14 protein-coding genes and 1 tRNA gene are annotated in these 15,016 nt (G+C 65.5%); 11 read left to right on the top strand and 4 right to left on the bottom strand.

Translation table 11 applies throughout. From position 1 onward, the window contains the following. Both trpE and trpG read left to right on the top strand, forming a co-directional pair. On the top strand, positions 1–1,683 hold the full coding sequence (trpE, locus tag NDI89_RS01525; RefSeq protein WP_277519738.1) for an anthranilate synthase component I: 1,683 nt from the start codon (positions 1–3) through the stop codon (positions 1,681–1,683). Next, entirely contained in the window at positions 1,680–2,315 is a 636-nt protein-coding gene (gene trpG, locus NDI89_RS01520) for an anthranilate synthase component II (RefSeq protein WP_277519737.1), read from the top strand. Before trpE ends, trpG begins: the two co-directional genes overlap by 4 nt. A gap of 107 nt (positions 2,316–2,422) precedes the next feature. Here the strand turns inward: trpG and NDI89_RS01515 are convergent, their stop codons facing one another. Continuing rightward, a complete protein-coding gene (locus NDI89_RS01515; RefSeq protein ID WP_226007748.1) occupies positions 2,423–2,608 on the bottom strand; it encodes a DUF8029 family protein in 186 nt (61 codons plus the stop codon). 434 nt (positions 2,609–3,042) lie between these two features. On the opposite strand from NDI89_RS01515, the gene NDI89_RS01510 reads away from it, so the two are divergent. The 3 genes from NDI89_RS01510 (at position 3,043) to NDI89_RS01500 (ending at position 7,074) form a co-directional block, all read left to right on the top strand. Then, positions 3,043–6,168 carry an adenosylcobalamin-dependent ribonucleoside-diphosphate reductase gene (locus NDI89_RS01510; RefSeq protein WP_277519736.1) on the top strand — a complete coding sequence of 1,042 codons (3,126 nt, stop codon included), beginning with the start codon at positions 3,043–3,045 and terminating at the stop codon, positions 6,166–6,168. 103 nt (positions 6,169–6,271) lie between these two features. Then, on the top strand, positions 6,272–6,448 hold the full coding sequence (locus NDI89_RS01505; protein ID WP_277519735.1) for an HVO_2523 family zinc finger protein: 177 nt from the start codon (positions 6,272–6,274) through the stop codon (positions 6,446–6,448). Between the two features lie 104 nt (positions 6,449–6,552). Next, positions 6,553–7,074, top strand: a complete 522-nt coding sequence (locus tag NDI89_RS01500; protein WP_277519734.1) for a response regulator — start codon at positions 6,553–6,555, stop codon at positions 7,072–7,074. 86 nt (positions 7,075–7,160) lie between these two features. Here the strand turns inward: NDI89_RS01500 and NDI89_RS01495 are convergent, their stop codons facing one another. Beyond that, complete coding sequence (locus NDI89_RS01495; RefSeq protein WP_277519733.1) at positions 7,161–7,913, bottom strand: TVP38/TMEM64 family protein; 753 nt, start codon at positions 7,911–7,913, stop codon at positions 7,161–7,163. Between the two features lie 249 nt (positions 7,914–8,162). On the opposite strand from NDI89_RS01495, the gene NDI89_RS01490 reads away from it, so the two are divergent. Then, a tRNA-Leu gene (locus NDI89_RS01490) sits at positions 8,163–8,247 on the top strand. 167 nt (positions 8,248–8,414) lie between these two features. On the opposite strand, the gene NDI89_RS01485 is transcribed toward NDI89_RS01490, so the two are convergent. After that, positions 8,415–8,948, bottom strand: coding sequence for a GNAT family N-acetyltransferase (locus NDI89_RS01485; RefSeq protein WP_277519732.1), 534 nt, complete (start codon positions 8,946–8,948; stop codon positions 8,415–8,417). Between the two features lie 120 nt (positions 8,949–9,068). On the opposite strand from NDI89_RS01485, the gene NDI89_RS01480 reads away from it, so the two are divergent. After that, positions 9,069–9,632 carry a DUF420 domain-containing protein gene (locus NDI89_RS01480; RefSeq protein ID WP_277519731.1) on the top strand — a complete coding sequence of 188 codons (564 nt, stop codon included), beginning with the start codon at positions 9,069–9,071 and terminating at the stop codon, positions 9,630–9,632. 56 nt (positions 9,633–9,688) lie between these two features. Here the strand turns inward: NDI89_RS01480 and NDI89_RS01475 are convergent, their stop codons facing one another. Next, positions 9,689–9,886 (bottom strand): DUF5800 family protein, encoded by a 198-nt coding sequence (locus tag NDI89_RS01475; RefSeq protein WP_006431251.1) that lies wholly within the window; start codon positions 9,884–9,886, stop codon positions 9,689–9,691. A 146-nt stretch (positions 9,887–10,032) separates the two neighbouring features. Here NDI89_RS01475 and NDI89_RS01470 point away from each other — a divergent pair, with 146 nt between their 5' ends. The 4 genes from NDI89_RS01470 to NDI89_RS01455 all read left to right on the top strand — a co-directional run bounded on the left by NDI89_RS01470 (position 10,033) and on the right by NDI89_RS01455 (position 15,016). Continuing rightward, positions 10,033–10,890 carry a polymer-forming cytoskeletal protein gene (locus NDI89_RS01470; protein ID WP_277519730.1) on the top strand — a complete coding sequence of 286 codons (858 nt, stop codon included), beginning with the start codon at positions 10,033–10,035 and terminating at the stop codon, positions 10,888–10,890. Between the two features lie 266 nt (positions 10,891–11,156). Further along, a complete protein-coding gene (locus NDI89_RS01465; protein ID WP_277519729.1) occupies positions 11,157–12,020 on the top strand; it encodes an electron transfer flavoprotein subunit beta/FixA family protein in 864 nt (287 codons plus the stop codon). Position 12,021: 1 nt separating this feature from the next. Then, positions 12,022–13,350, top strand: coding sequence for an electron transfer flavoprotein subunit alpha/FixB family protein (locus tag NDI89_RS01460; RefSeq protein ID WP_277519728.1), 1,329 nt, complete (start codon positions 12,022–12,024; stop codon positions 13,348–13,350). After that, entirely contained in the window at positions 13,343–15,016 is a 1,674-nt protein-coding gene (locus NDI89_RS01455) for an FAD-dependent monooxygenase (RefSeq protein ID WP_277519727.1), read from the top strand. Before NDI89_RS01460 ends, NDI89_RS01455 begins: the two co-directional genes overlap by 8 nt.

Raw genomic sequence — 15,016 nt, 5'->3', positions numbered from 1 at the left:
ATGCACGACACCGAACCCGTCGCGTCCGAGCCGCCGACGTTCGACATCGACCGCGAGACGTTTCGCGAGCACGCAGGAACGAGTGACGGCCGGGAGGAGCAGCCGACCGTCGTCCACACCGTCGCGACCCTCGAGTGCGAGACCACGCCGCTCGCCGCGTACACCGCGCTCACCGGTCGATCGGCGGCGATCGATCGCGAGCGCTCGCCGTATGCCTTCCTGCTCGAGAGCGCGGAGAAGACCGCGTCGAGCGATCCCGACGGTGCGTTCCGCCCGAGCGGAGCGGACGCCGAACGCCACGCGCGGTACTCCTACGTCGGCTACGACCCCGAAGCCGTCGTGACGGTCGAGGCCGGCGCGGCGACCGTCGAGGCGCTGTCCGAGGACGCGCCGCTGGACGCGATTCGGACGGATGCAGAGGGGGATACCGTCGACGCCCTCCGGGCGGCGATGCCGGACGTGCGTCTCGAGAACGCTCCCGACCACGATCGCCAGCACCTCGAGGGCGGCCTGGTCGGCTTCCTCGCCTACGACGCCGTCTACGACCTCTGGCTCGAGGAAGTCGGCCTCGAGCGGCCCGAGTCGCGGTTCCCGGACGCGCAGTTCCTGCTGACGACGAAGACGCTGGCCTTCGACGAGCGCGACGGCACGGTGTCGCTGGTCTTTACGCCCGTGCTCGAGGCCGACGACGACCCCGGCGAGGTGTACGACGCCCTTCGAGCGGAAGCGGCCGAGGTCGCGGCGACGCTGCGCGAGGCCGAACGGCCCGAGACGGGCGGGTTCGTACGCGAAGACGAGGTCGCAGGTCCGAAAGGGGAGTACGAGGAGAGCGTTCGACGGGCCAAAGAACACGTCCTCGACGGCGACATCTATCAGGGCGTCATCTCTCGGACGCGAGAGCTCTACGGCGACGTCGATCCCATCGGCTTCTACGAAGCGATGCGGGAGGTCAACCCCTCGCCGTACATGTACCTGCTCGACCACGACGATCTGACGGTCGTCGGGGCCAGCCCCGAGACGCTCGTCTCGGTCCGGGGCCGCGAAGTCATGTCCAATCCCATCGCCGGCACCTGCGATCGGGGCTCGAGTCCCGTCGAGGACCGCCGGCTCGCGGGCGAGATGCTGGCCGACGGGAAGGAGCGGGCCGAGCACACGATGCTGGTCGACCTCGCGCGGAACGACGTTCGCCGGGTCTCCGAGCCCGGCTCGGTGCGCGTCGACGAGTTCATGAACGTGCTGAAGTACAGCCACGTCCAGCACATCGAGTCGACGGTGACCGGAACGCTGGCCGCCGACTCCGATAGCTTCGACGCGACGCGAGCCTCGTTCCCAGCCGGAACGCTCTCGGGCGCGCCGAAGATTCGGGCGATGGAGATCATCGACGACCTCGAGTCCGAACCCCGCGGCCTCTACGGCGGCGGCGTCGGCTACTACTCCTGGTCCGGCGACGCGGACTTCGCGATCGTGATTCGGACCGCAACGGTGGAGGACGAAGGGGAACGCGATCGGATCACGGTCCAGGCCGGCGCGGGGCTGGTCGCCGACAGCGACCCCACCGCCGAGTACGAGGAGACCGAGCAGAAGATGGGCGGGGTCCTCGCGGCGCTCGAGGCGATCGAGCTCCCCGCCGACGAATCGACGCCGGACGACGAACCCGATGCGACGGCGGAGGTGAGTCGATGAGTACGACGGCGACCGACGACGGCGACCGAGCCGACGGTGACGCGGATCCCGTGACAGTCCTGTTCGTCGACAACTACGACTCCTTCACCTACAACCTCGTCGAGTACGTCAGCCAGCAGGGCGGCACCGAGACCGAGGTCCTGAAGAACACCGCCTCGCTCGAGGACGTCCGCGCCGTCGAGCCCGACGCGATCGTCATCAGCCCCGGCCCCGGTCATCCGAAGCACGACCGCGACGTCGGCGTTACGATGGACGTGCTCCGGGAATGCTCCCCCGAGATACCGACGCTCGGCGTCTGTCTCGGACTCGAGGCCGCCGTCTACGAGTACGGCGGCACCGTCGGCCGCGCACCGGAGCCGATCCACGGGAAGGCCTCCGCGGTCGACCACGACGGCGAGGGCGTCTTCGACGGCCTCGAGCAGGGCTTCCGTGCCGGTCGCTATCACTCGCTGATCGCGACGGACGTCCCCGACTGTTTCGAGGTCTCGGCGACCGCGGAACACGAGGACGAAACGCTCGTCATGGGCGTCCGCCACCGCGAGTATCCCCTCGAGTGCGTCCAGTTCCATCCCGAGAGCGTGCTCACGGCGATGGGTCACGACGTGATCGAGAACTTCCTCTCGAGCGTCTAGACCGGGCTACCGACTCGGTATCGAAAGCGAGAGGCGCGAAATCGAACGTCATTTTCAACGGACCGGTTCTACAGTGGTGGGATTCGCCGTCGTCCGCGCACGTGCCCTCAGACGCCGGGGATCATGTCGAGCCGGCCGACCGCATAGAGGGCCGCGAGGACGACCGCGGCGACGATACCGACTCGAACGGCCAGTTTGATCGCAATTCGAAGCGCGATGACGGCGACCGCGAAGGCGGCGAGCCCGGCCAGCACCAGCAGGATGGGTGGTGCCGACGTCAGTGCATCGATCATACGAAACGTCCCGCACCGGAAGGACGTAATCTTTCTGGATAGCGTGACTGACTCGCAGCGGGGAGTGACTCGAGCGAGTGATCGTTCGAATCGAGCGGGAGTGTAGCGAAAGAGAAAAACGCCGGAAAGCGACGGAATATCGTCGGATACAGTCACTTTCAGTCCGGTCTGAAAATCGTTAAGGCGGTCGACGCCGTAGGTATGAGTGACCGCACAGGCGGCCGTCTCGGCGGCCGCGGACGAACCCGATCCAACAGGTTACAGAGATATCTTCACAACTAAATTTGCAGTAGTACAAGAAAAATAGGATCACAACACCACGTTTATGATGGATGCACGATTACCGAACCTTCGTCACGAATGATGAGAGACAGGACCCGGACCCACGCCAGAATCGACGCGCGCCAGCGGGGTAGCGACGAGGTGGCCCACGCATGAGCGATGCCGAACGTTCCGCGGCAGATCTGACCCTTCCGATCAAGCGCACCGACGGGGATACCCTCGAGGAGCGATTGACCGACAACGCCTATCACAACATTCTCCCGGCGCGGTATCTCCGGAAGGACGCCGACGGCGAGCTGATCGAGGAGCAAGAGGACCTCTTCGATCGCGTCGGCAAGAACATCGCGCTCGCGGAAGCCGTCTTCGAGTCCCGCAAACGGGACGCCGAGGTCACGGTCACGCCCGACCAGCTCAAGCCCGACCACCCGCGGCGGGACGAGCTCGCCGAAGAGGTGTTCGGCGCAGGTACTACCGCGGAAGACGACGCCGAGGCCACGCTGTCTATCTACAACGTCAACAAGTTCGCCTACGACACTGTCGTCCCCGAACTCCCCGACGAGATCCGCGACCACGTCGAGGACGTCGCCGACGAGTTCCAGGGCATGATGGAGAACCTGGACTTCATGCCGAACTCGCCGACCCTGATGAACGCCGGCGACGAGCTCCAGCAGCTCTCGGCGTGTTTCGTCGACTCCCCCGAGGACGACATCGACGACATCCACCAGACCGCCAAGGAGGCCGCGCAGGTCTTCCAGAGCGGTGGCGGCATGGGCTATGCCTTCTGGCGCCTGCGCCCCTACGGCGACGCGGTCGGCTCGACCGGCGGCATCGCGTCGGGACCGATCACGTTCATGCGCACGTACGACCAGATGTGCGAGACGATCGCCCAGGGCGGCGCTCGCCGCGGCGCGCAGATGGGCGTCATGCGCGTCTCCCACCCCGACGTCATCCAGTTCCTTCACGCCAAAAACAAGGACGTCTCGCTCGCCGAGACGCTGCGCCTGAACGACCCCGACGACTTCACGCACAACTCCTTCCAGGAGGCCCTCGAGGAGTCCCGCGAACTCATCGACGACGAAGGTCGGGTCCCCGAACACCTCCGAAACGCCGTCGAGGGCCACCTCTCTAACTTCAACATCTCCGTGGGCATCACCGACGACTTCATGGAGGCCCTCGAGAACGGCGAGGAATTCACGTTCACGAACCCGCGCACGGAAGAGCCCCACATCGCCACCGAGGAGACCAAGGAACTGTACGACATGTTCGGCCTCGGCGAGTACGTCGACGTCGGCGAGGAGCTGTCGATCCCCGCAGAAGAACTCTGGGACGACATCGTCGAAGGCGCCCACGAGAACGGCGAACCCGGCGTCATCTACCTCGAGCGCGTCAACAAGCAACACTCCTTCGACGTCGAGGAACACCCCGACCACCGCATCCTCGCGACCAATCCCTGTGGGGAACAGCCCCTCGAGGAGTACGAGGCCTGTAACCTCGGACACATCAACCTCTCGACGCTCGCGGATCTGGACGCTCCCGACTGGCGCGTCTGGAGCGACGAGCACGCCGACGAGTACGACTCCCAGGAAGCGGCCGTCTCGGCCTTCCTCGAGGAGGCGATCGACTTCGAGGAGTTCGACCGCCGCATCGAGATGGGGACGCGGTTCCTCGAGAACGTCGTCACGATGTCGGACTTCCCGGTCGACAAGATCGAGGAGAAGGTCCGGGAGATGCGCAAGATCGGACTGGGCATCATGGGGCTGGCGCAGCTGGACATCCAGCTGGGCATGGAGTACGGTAGCGAGGCCTCCAACGAGGTCGCGCGCCAGCTGATGACCCACATCAACCACAACGCGAAGTGGACGTCCCACGAACTCGCCGAGGAACGCGGGAGCTTCGACGAGTGGGACAAGTCCAAGTACGCGAACCCGACCGAGTACCGGGAGTGGTTCGAGAAACAGACCGGTCTGAACGCCGACGACTGGGAAGACGGCTTCCCCATCCGCAACCACAACGTGACGACCATCGCACCGACCGGCACGACCTCGATGGTCGGCAACACGACCGGCGGCTGCGAACCGATCTACAACGTCGCCTACTACAAGAACGTCTCCGACGACGTCCAGGGCGACGAGATGCTCGTCGAGTTCGACGACTACTTCCTGCGCACGCTCGAGGCCAACGGCATCGACGTCGACGCGGTCAAGGAGGAGGCCCAAGAGCAGATGGCGACCAACCAGTTCAACGGCGTCGAGGGCCTCTCGACCGTGCCCGACGCCATCGGCGAGCTGTTCGTCACGACCGGCGCGCTCTCGGCGAAGGAACACGCCGGCGTGCAGGTCGCCTGTCAGGAGGGCGTCGACTCCGCGATTTCGAAGACGGTCAACGCGCCCAACGACTCCACGCTCGAGGACGCCAAGGACGTCTTCGAGTACATCTACGAGCACGGCGGCAAGGGCGTCACCTACTACCGCGACGGCACCCGAAGCAAGCAGGTGCTGACGACCCGCGCGAAGAACGCCGACTTCGCCGACGAGACCGAGGCGGCCGAGACGCTCGTCGAGCAGATCGACGAGATCTTCGGCGGCCTCGCGCAGTTCCTCGAAAGCGACGAAGTCCGAGACGTCCTCGAGGAGGACGTCGACGCGGTGCTGGGCAGTGACGGACAGCCCGTGCAGGTGGACTTCACCGAGAAGCGCGAGCGACCTGCCGCCCTGCAGGGCGTCAGCCAGCGCATCGACACCGGCTACGGGAAGATCTACGTGACCATCAACGAGGATCCCGAGACCGGCCAGCCCTTCGAGCTGTTCGCGAACATCGGCCACTCCGGCGGCTTCACGAACTCCTTCACCGAGGCGCTGGCGAAGGTCATCTCGACCTCGCTGCGCTCGGGCGTCGATCCCGAGGAGATCGTCGACGAACTCTGTGGGACTCGCAGTCCCAAAGTCGCCTGGGACAAGGGCGAACAGATCCAGTCCATCCCGGACGCCATCGGCACCGCGATGCGACGCTACCTCGACGACGAGATCGACAAGCCGTACCCGAAACAGCAGACGCTCGAGGAGTCTGCCGATGCGGAACTCGCCGACTACGACGGTCCCAAGACCGACGGCGGCGCGGCCGCCGCACAGGGCGGTGCGTCCGCGGACGTCGACGACGACACGACACAGGATCTCATCGACGCCGGCGAGTCGCCGGAGTGTCCCGACTGCGGCTCGATGAGCCTGTACTTCTCGGAAGGCTGCAAGACGTGCGAATCTTGTGGCTGGAGCGAGTGCTGAGGGCCGACTGAGAGTCTCTCGACGCGATATCGCCTCGTCGTATTTTCGGTTCCGGACCGCCGCAAACACCACACTTAGCATCGACCAGCGAGAACGCCGTCATATGACCGCTGACGGTGTGGACGAATCGGCAAGTGGGACCGACGCGACTGGTGTGAGTGGTCCAGAAACGGGTGCGCCACGTTGTCCACACTGCGACGCAGCGATGTACAAGCGCCACTGCAAGTACGTCTGTCCTCAGCACGGCGTCATCATCGACTGTAGCGACCCGTTCCGCTGAGCGCCCGTTTTCGGCCCTGACAACCGACTCAGCGTCCGACTCGAGCGGTGAGTCGCCCGGTACCACTACAAGACGACGGGCTGTGGGTGCAGTCACTGATCTCTATGTCTGCGCAACCGACGATTCTCGTCGTCGACGACGAACGGGAGCTCGCCGACCTCTACGCGATGTGGGTCGGCGAGGATTACGAGGTAGTGACCGCCTACGACGGGACCACGGCCCTCGAGCGAATGAGCGACGCGATCGACGTCGTGTTGCTCGATAGGCACATGCCCGATATCACCGGAGACCGAGTACTTCAGGAGATCCGAGCGTCGGACTACGACTGCTGGGTGATCATGGTGACCGCCGTCGATCCCGGACTCGATATCGTGGAACTGGACCTCGACGACTACGTCACGAAGCCGGTCACGCGGGCGCAGCTGACCCGCATCATCGAGAACCTGCGCGTCCAGTCGCGGTACGGTGACGACGACCGACGCGAACTCGAGTCCATCTCGAACAAGATGGAGACCTTAGAGGACGAACACTCCGTCGAGGAACTGACGGATACCGAGGCCTACCAGCGACTCGAGTCGGAGCTCAAGGAGATGAGCGATTCGCTGGTCGAGGACCTCGGCGAGTAACCGATTCTCCCCTTTCATTCGGTGTCGACGGACCGCATGTTGTGAGAACGCGGTGTTCTCTTCGGTTTTCTGAAACGACGGCGAGACTAGCTGTCGGTCGATCGGGTCGTGCTCTCCGTTTGCGGTCCGTTTTTCGTCCACATCGTCCGGTAGATGGGGCCAGCAAGCAGGAAAGCGGCAGCAACGGCACAGCCGACCGAAAACACCAGTCCCAGTTCGCCGAACCCGCCCGCGGTGATCGTCGCCGCCGAGGCGCCGACGACGACCGCGGCGATCGTCCACGGGAGCTCGCCGATCACCGTTCCGAGAACGAACTGACGCAGCGAGACGCCGCTGATCGCCGCGGCACACGTCGCGACGTCCGACGGGATCGGCGCCAGTCGCGAGGCGGTGACGCCGCGGAGCGGGCCGGCCGTTTCGTAATAGCGCCCGACCGTATCGCGGGCCCGCTCGAGAAAGCCCGTCCCGTCGTCGCTTTCGCAGGTACCGGCGGCGACTCGAGCATCTGGGTCTCCCTCGCCGTCATCGGCGCTCAGCAAGCGAGCGGCGACGAAGACGGGAAGGACGGTGACGACGATGCCGGCGAGTGCGACCGGCACGCCGACCGCGACGCCGAAGCCGTAGCCGACGACGACTGCGAGGGGCGTCGTCGGCCACGCGAGGAACGGCCGGACGAGATAGAGTCCGGCGACGACGACCCCGAACAGGAGCGGGTCCGCGGCGAGCGAGTCGACGGTTCCGATCGCCGTCGACGGCGAGACGAGGACGCCCGCGACGACCATTCCGGTGGCCACGATGGCTCCTGCGATGACGCGCATCCGGGCCGTCGACACCGACATCGGTCGAACCTCTCGCTCGAGTATTGAAACCTTTGTGTCTGTCAGGGTTCGACGGACGATACGCTGAGGAACGGGTATCGGACGAGCCGAGGAATTCGAACGCTGACAGCACCCGACTCCGTTCACTCGGTTCCGTCGTCCCCCGGTTCGCGGGGGCCAATCCCGTGGGACCCGGCCGCAGTCGCCGACCCAAAGGAAAGGGCTTTTATAATCACACTGGATACGATTGAGTGCAGACAGAGACCGCGAGCGTGGGTAGCCAAGCCAGGCCAACGGCGCAGCGTTGAGGGCGCTGTCCCGTAGGGGTCCGCCGGTTCAAATCCGGTCCCACGCATCGCATACGGCGGAAACACCGCCAACTACGATGCAGGTGATCTCCCTTCGAGGACATCACCCACGCATAATCCTTTCCGGTGCTACATTGATGAGCGATAGATCCGTCGATCGATACGCTATCGATTCTCTGCGATTTCTACTGCCAATCTCTCCTAAACGGACGGCTTACGAGCCGTCGACGGACATCGTCATCCGACGGCGATCCGTCTCGAAGCCTCGTTTCTCGTAGAAGGCGATGGCGCGATCGTTATCGACGTCGACCTCGAGTGCGAGTTCCGTACACGTCGCCTCCCGCGCTCGCTTCGTGGCACGGTCGATCAAGTCATCGGCCAGACCGGTACCGCGATAGGGTTCGCGAACGTAGATGTCGGTAACGACCAGTCGGTCCGGCCGGTCGAAGACAGGCGGCGACTCGTCGATCTCGGTCGCCACGAAGCCGGCGAGCTCGCCGTCGGCGAGGGGTCGACCGCCCGAGTCCCCGTCACAGCTCTCGTCGACGGCGACCCACGTCCGATAGTCGTTCGTCTCGAGGCGCTCGAGCCGGAACTCGACTTCCGCGGCGAGGAGGTCCGTAGTATCGGTGTCCGCGAGCGCGTGGGCGTCGACGATCGCCTCGAGTTCGCGGTGATACGGGAGCCATAGGTCGCCGACGTAGCGGCGGACGGCGGCCTCGTCAGCCGGTAGCAAGTAAAACCCCATATGATTTCGGTCTGACGAGAAGCTCTTAGCCGTGGCGGTTGAAGAGCGATTTCACCCGGTCGCTATTGGCAGTCGGTCAGAGACGGTAACCCCTTTCCCGCTGCGCTCGAACGAATATCCATGGAATACGTCCCTCGAGAGCGCGTGCGCCTCCTCACCGGTATCTTGAGCGTCGTGTCGCTGGCGGTCGTCTTCGCAGCCGCCGGCGGGCGGATTCCGTCCTCGAGCGTACCGGCGGCTCCGGCGTGGATCATCGAGACGATCCCGCTCGTCAACGCCGTGATCAGCGCGGTCGCGATCGGGACGATCGCGGTCGGCTGGCGGGCGATCCGTCGCGGTCGGATCGAGCGCCATCGCGTCGCGATGATCGCCTCGTTCGGGCTGTTCGTCGCCTTTCTCGCCCTCTATCTCTACCGGCTGACGGTGACCGGCGGTCCGCAGCCGTTCCCCGGTCCCGACGCGGTCTACCAGTTCGTCTACCTACCGCTGCTGGCGGTTCACATCCTCCTCGCGGTGGTCTGTATCCCGCTGCTCTACTACGTCCTCCTGCTCGCGCTCTCCCGTCCGATCGCGGAGTTGCCCCGGACGAGTCACGCCCGCGTGGGCCGGGTCGCGGCGACGCTGTGGCTCGTCTCGTTCTCGCTCGGGATCGTCGTCTTCGTGCTGTTGCACGTCGTCTATTGATCGATCGCGACCGGATGCGGTCGCTCGGTCGGTACACAGCTGTTCTCGAAAACAGGTCAGTCCAGAATGTCGCCGATGCGGCGGGGCTCGCCCTGCAGGTTCGGCTGTTCGGCGACGATCTGGAGGACCTCGTGGTCGGTCACGTCGTAGTAGGACTTCTCGGTGGCTTCCTCGATGAGCTCCTGCTCGAGGCGGAACTCGGTGCCTTCGTAGACGACGTCGACGCCCTTGTCGTCGAATGCGAGCGTAGTCATAGGTTCTCGTATGCGGCGGGGGTGTAAAAGCGGGCCGACTGTGGTCGACTCGACCCGCGGCGAGGGCTCGAGAAGGCAGACGGGCGTCAGACGGACGACAGACGACGCGCGAGGTTTATTAGGTGGTACCCCCTTTGGATGCGAGTGTGGCCTTCAGTAGGGATCCCCTCGACGAACTCGTCGTTCCCGACGGAACGGAAGCCCAGGAACGCGACCTCGTGACCGACGGGGACGTCCTCGTGGGCGGTCGATCGACCGTCGAGTTCGGGGTCCGCGGCCGAAACGTGCTGGCCGGGGAGTCGGCCGAGTTCGGCGGTGCGATCGAGGCGGACGGCGACTGTCGGCTCGACATGTGGTGCGACGTGACCGAGAACGTACTGGTCGGGGAAGACGCCTACATCGGCGAGCGCGTTCACATCGGCGGCAGGCTGAAAGTCGCCGGCGATCTCGACATCGGCGACGACGTCGAGATCGAGGAGGGGTTCGAAGCCAACGGCTGGATCGTCATCCGGAACCCGATGCCCACGATCGTTTTTCTCTTCGTCTACCTCAAACACCTGCTCCTGGTCGGCGACGAAGACGCGGCGCAGCGACTAATCTCCGAACTCATCGACGAAGGGGACGACGAGCCCGACGCGGAGCCTCTCGTGATCCCCAGGAACGCGACCGTCGGCGACGACGCCTGGCGCGTCTCGACGCCCGCGACGATCGGCGACGACTGTCGACTCCACGGCAACGTCCGCGCCGAGACGATCGATGTCGGCGCGGACTGCAACATCTTCGGCAGCCTCCGGGCCCGCGGCGACGTCACCGTCGGTGACGGGACTCGTATCCACGGCGACGTGACCACCCGCGAGGGCGACGTCATCATCGAGGGCGACGCCCGCGTCCTCGGGGACGTCTCCTGTGGCGACCTCGATCTCGGGCCCGACGCCGAGGTCGACGGGACGATCCGAGCCGACGGCGAGATCACGATGCGGACGACCGAACGCGAGCGCGAGTAACGTCGTTCGAGTCGGTTTTGACCGTTCGAGTCGCTTGGCTTCTCTCTCGAGCGTGCCGACCCCTTCCCGTGAGCGCGTATCGATTCCGTCCCGCGATCGTCACGAGACGATCGGTCGTATCGAGTCTCTGCCCTCCGGTTTCAGCGCTCTTGTCACCGTTTCCGACAGAATCTGTCGGTGATTTTGACCCCTATTCTTAACACTGAGACCATGATACAGTGCCACCGTATGTCAAAAGTAGGCACACTACGTCGACGGAGGGAGCCATGCGCTCGATCGTACTGACCAAAGGGGTTCCGGACTTCTCGGAGGGGGCCGTCTCGTTCGACGAGGACGGCCACCTCGAGCGGGGGAAGACGCCGACGGTGATGAACCCGAACGACGAACTCGCGCTGGAAGCCGCGCTCCAGACGAAGGTTCGCCACGGGGGTCACGTCAGCGGGATAAGCATGGGACCGCCGGGGTACGCCGACGTGTTGCAGGACGCGATGGCGTCGGTCTACACCGACGACAGCTACCTGCTTTCCGATCGGGAGCTCGCCGCCTCCGACACGTGGGCGACGGCGATCACGCTCAGCGCGGGCCTCGAGAAGTACGACGAGGAGGTCGCGGACGTCGATATCGTCTTCGCGGGGTTCAAAACTGCGGACGGGGAGACCGGGCAGACCGGGCCGCAGACGTGCTGGGCGCTGGACTGGCCGATCGTTACCCACGTCGTCGCACTCGACATCGATCCCGAGGAACGGACGCTGCGAGCGAAGCGGCTCGTGGAAGGGGATGTCGACGAGATCGAGACCGTCGAGGTCCCCCTTCCCTGTTTCGTCGTCACCGATCCGGAGTTCGAGCCGACGTATCGGACGGCCTCGCATCGGCTGACGCACAAAGAGCTGCGGGCGGAAACCGAGGAGCGGGCGGCCGAACACGACGACCACCTGACGACGTGGGATCACACCGACCTGAACCTCGATCCCGACTACATCGGGCTCGACGGCTCGCCCACGATCGTCTCCTCGGTCGATCCGATCCCCAAGGCGTCCTCCGATCGGGAGGCGACGATGCTCGATCCCGAGGACGGCATGGGCGAGGTACTCGAGGAAATGCAGCCCTACGCCGCGGAGGCGGGTGAATGAAATGACGACGAACGACGACTCCGAACCCGAACCGGACGAGACCGAATCGGACGACGGTGAACCGAACGAGACCGAATCGGACGACGGACTCTCCCACCCCACCCGCGACAAGAAGCACGTCCGTGCGCTTACCGACGGCGACTACGCGGACATGTGGGTCTTCTGTGAGACCCAGGGCGGGGAGTTGCTCGAGGTCTCGAAAGAGATGCTCGGCAAGGCCCGAGCGCTGATGGACCAGTTCGAGGAGGACTACGGCGACGAAGAGGACGTCGTCGCCTTCCTGATGGGCGACGACTGCGAGGGCCTCGCCGAGGAGTGCATCGCGTACGGGGCCGACGTCGCCGTCTATCACGACGACGAGCGCCTCGAGCGGTTCCTGCACAAGCCCTACACGGAAATCGCGGCGCACATGGCTCGCGGTGAGGGAACCGTCGAGAGTACCGACTGGCGCGAGTACGACGAGCCGCGGTACATCCTGTTCCCGGCGACGAACAACGGCCGCGACCTCTCGGCGAAGGTCCAGGCCGAACTCGACTCCGGACTCGCGTCGGACTGTTCGGACCTGTTCATCGAGGAGAACGAGGTGTCGAACCCCGTCAAGACCGGCGAACCCGGCGTCAAGAAGACCGTCGAGAAAGTCCTGCACATGAAGCGGCCCGACTTCTCGGGCTTCGAGTACTCGACGATCCTCTGTCTCGACAATCCGGACCGGGATTTCCACCCGCAGGGCGCGTCGGTCATTCCGGGGAGCTTCGAACCGCTGGAGCCGGATTCCGACCGAGAGGGGCTGGTCGTCGAACACGAGATGGATATCCCCGACGACTGGTTCCGGGTCGAGATCACCGACTACGATCGGCTCGAGGCCGGGATCGATCTCACCGGGCACGACGTGATCGTCTGTCTCGGTCGCGGGATCGCCGACGATCCGACCGCGGGCATGGAGCTCGGACTCGATCTCGTAGACGCGTTCGAGGACGCCGAACTCGGGATCACGCGGGGAATCGTCACCTCGTCGTACCAGTTCGAGGGCCACGTCGAGGCGTACTCGAAGGAGGAACGCCAGATCGGCGAGACCGGGCAGGTCGTCGCGCCCGACCTCTACATCGCGGCCGGCGTCTCGGGTGCCGTCCAGCACAAGGTCGGGATGGACGAGTCCGACACGGTCGTCGCGATCAACACCGACACCGACGCCCGCATCGGGGACTTCAGCGACTACTTCATCGAGGGCGATCTCTTCGAGGTCCTGCCGCGTCTCACGGCGGCCGTCGAAGCCGGTGAGACGGCGCTCGAGCCCGAGGCCGTCGCCGACGGGGGTGACGACGATGACTGACGGAGCCGAACATTACGAGGCCGTCGTCGTCGGCTGTGGCCCCGGCGGGGCGGCTGCGGCTGCGCGGCTTGCCGATCACGGCGTCGAGACGCTCGTCCTCGAGCGCGGGACCGAGGCGGGCTCGAAGAACGTCTCCGGCGGGCTGCTCTACGCCGAGGACTCCGCGCCGTACACGCTCGAGGACCTCTTCGACGGCGTCCGGGAGGAGGCGACCGAACGCCCCGTCACGGACTACTACATCCACAACGTGGCCGGCAATTCGGTCAAGACGTACGATCTGGGCGACCTCCACGAGCACGACACCGACTGGTGCGACGCCGTGCTCCGCCGGCAGCTGGACTCGTGGCTCGAGAAGCGAGTCCACGAGAAGACGAGCGAGGTGGGCGGCGGCGTCCTGACGAACGTTCGAGTGAACGGCCTCCTGCGCGAAGACGGAGAGATCGTCGGCGTGACCTGCGACGAACTCGACCCCATCACGGCCGATCTGATCGTCGCGGCCGACGGCGTCAACTCCGAGCTCGCTCGCGACGCCGGGTTGATGGACTGGGAGGAACCCGACGAGTGGTTCCAGGGCGTCAAGGCCGTCGTGGACATGGATCCGGACGCGATCGACGACCGGTTCGACATCGGCCCGAACGAGGGCGCTGCACACCTGTTCTCGGGCGATCTCTTCGAGGACGTCCGGGGCGGCGGCTTCCTCTACACGAACGAGGACTCGCTCTCGATCGGGACCGTCTTCCACCTCGACAGCCTCGTCGAGCGGGAGGCCGAACCGCACGAACTGCTCGACGCCCTGCTGACCCATCCGCTGCTCGCGGGCTGGTTCAAAAACGAGTATCGCGAGCGCGAGTACGCGGCGAAGCTCGTTCCCGACTCCAAGAAGGTCGCTCACCGCGAACCGTACCGAGACCGGCTCGTCCTCGTCGGCGACGCCGCCGGCCAGATGCAGGCTCAGGGACCGATCATCAAGGGGATGAACCACGCCGTCACCGCCGGCGCGCTCGCGGCCGACGCGTTCGCCGTGACCCGCGGCAACGCCGACCCAGAGGCCGCCGGCCGCCGCTACGCGAAGCTGCTCGAGGACTCCGGCACGATGGACAAACTCCGTCCTCGTCGATACGAACTCACCCGGACCGTCGGCGAACACGACGCCGTGACGAACGCGGTCGAGCGGGTTCTCGAGTCGCGGCTCGGTTCGCTCGCGGTCGGCAACCCGATCGCGGACCGCCTGCTACAGCGGGCGTACAACTCGCCGTTCCTGGTGTCGATGCTGCCCGACACGGAGACCGGCTACGTCTCCCTGCCGACGCTGATCGCCGAGGAACACGGGAAGACGATTTACTGGGAGAACGAGATCGAGCCGCCGACGCTCGCGGAGCGCATCGGCGACCTCACGTACGACACCGACGTAGGTAATCCCCACATCGAACTCAGGGACCAGTCCGCCGCCGCGAGCGGGGCGGCGGTCAGCGCGTGTCCGGTCAGTGCACGGGACTTCGGCGGCGGCTGCTACCGCACGGAGGCGGTCAAGACCAACGGGACCGAAGAGACGCTCGTCAGCCTCGACACCCAGCCCTGCGTCGAGTGTGGGACCTGTGCGGTCGTCGCCGATACCGAGTGGGAACACCCCCGGGGCGGCAAGGGCGTCGAGTACCGCGAGGGGTGA

Source organism: Natrinema salsiterrestre (assembly GCF_029502005.1).
Classification (GTDB): Archaea; Halobacteriota; Halobacteria; order Halobacteriales; family Natrialbaceae; genus Natrinema; species Natrinema salsiterrestre.
This window is presented reverse-complemented; position numbering and strand designations above follow the sequence as displayed.

Excerpts from the sequence above, each read along its gene's own strand:
- trpE (WP_277519738.1), top strand. The coding sequence starts at position 1 with ATGCACGACACCGAACCCGTCGCGTCCGAGCCGCCGACGTTCGACATC.
- NDI89_RS01460 (WP_277519728.1), top strand. The coding sequence starts at position 12,022 with ATGACGACGAACGACGACTCCGAACCCGAACCGGACGAGACCGAATCG.
- NDI89_RS01480 (WP_277519731.1), top strand. The coding sequence starts at position 9,069 with ATGGAATACGTCCCTCGAGAGCGCGTGCGCCTCCTCACCGGTATCTTG.
- NDI89_RS01515 (WP_226007748.1), bottom strand. The coding sequence starts at position 2,608 with ATGATCGATGCACTGACGTCGGCACCACCCATCCTGCTGGTGCTGGCC.
- NDI89_RS01495 (WP_277519733.1), bottom strand. The coding sequence starts at position 7,913 with ATGTCGGTGTCGACGGCCCGGATGCGCGTCATCGCAGGAGCCATCGTG.
- NDI89_RS01505 (WP_277519735.1), top strand. The coding sequence starts at position 6,272 with ATGACCGCTGACGGTGTGGACGAATCGGCAAGTGGGACCGACGCGACT.
- NDI89_RS01465 (WP_277519729.1), top strand. The coding sequence starts at position 11,157 with ATGCGCTCGATCGTACTGACCAAAGGGGTTCCGGACTTCTCGGAGGGG.
- NDI89_RS01475 (WP_006431251.1), bottom strand. The coding sequence starts at position 9,886 with ATGACTACGCTCGCATTCGACGACAAGGGCGTCGACGTCGTCTACGAA.
- NDI89_RS01455 (WP_277519727.1), top strand. The coding sequence starts at position 13,343 with ATGACTGACGGAGCCGAACATTACGAGGCCGTCGTCGTCGGCTGTGGC.
- NDI89_RS01510 (WP_277519736.1), top strand. The coding sequence starts at position 3,043 with ATGAGCGATGCCGAACGTTCCGCGGCAGATCTGACCCTTCCGATCAAG.
- trpG (WP_277519737.1), top strand. The coding sequence starts at position 1,680 with ATGAGTACGACGGCGACCGACGACGGCGACCGAGCCGACGGTGACGCG.
- NDI89_RS01500 (WP_277519734.1), top strand. The coding sequence starts at position 6,553 with ATGTCTGCGCAACCGACGATTCTCGTCGTCGACGACGAACGGGAGCTC.
- NDI89_RS01485 (WP_277519732.1), bottom strand. The coding sequence starts at position 8,948 with ATGGGGTTTTACTTGCTACCGGCTGACGAGGCCGCCGTCCGCCGCTAC.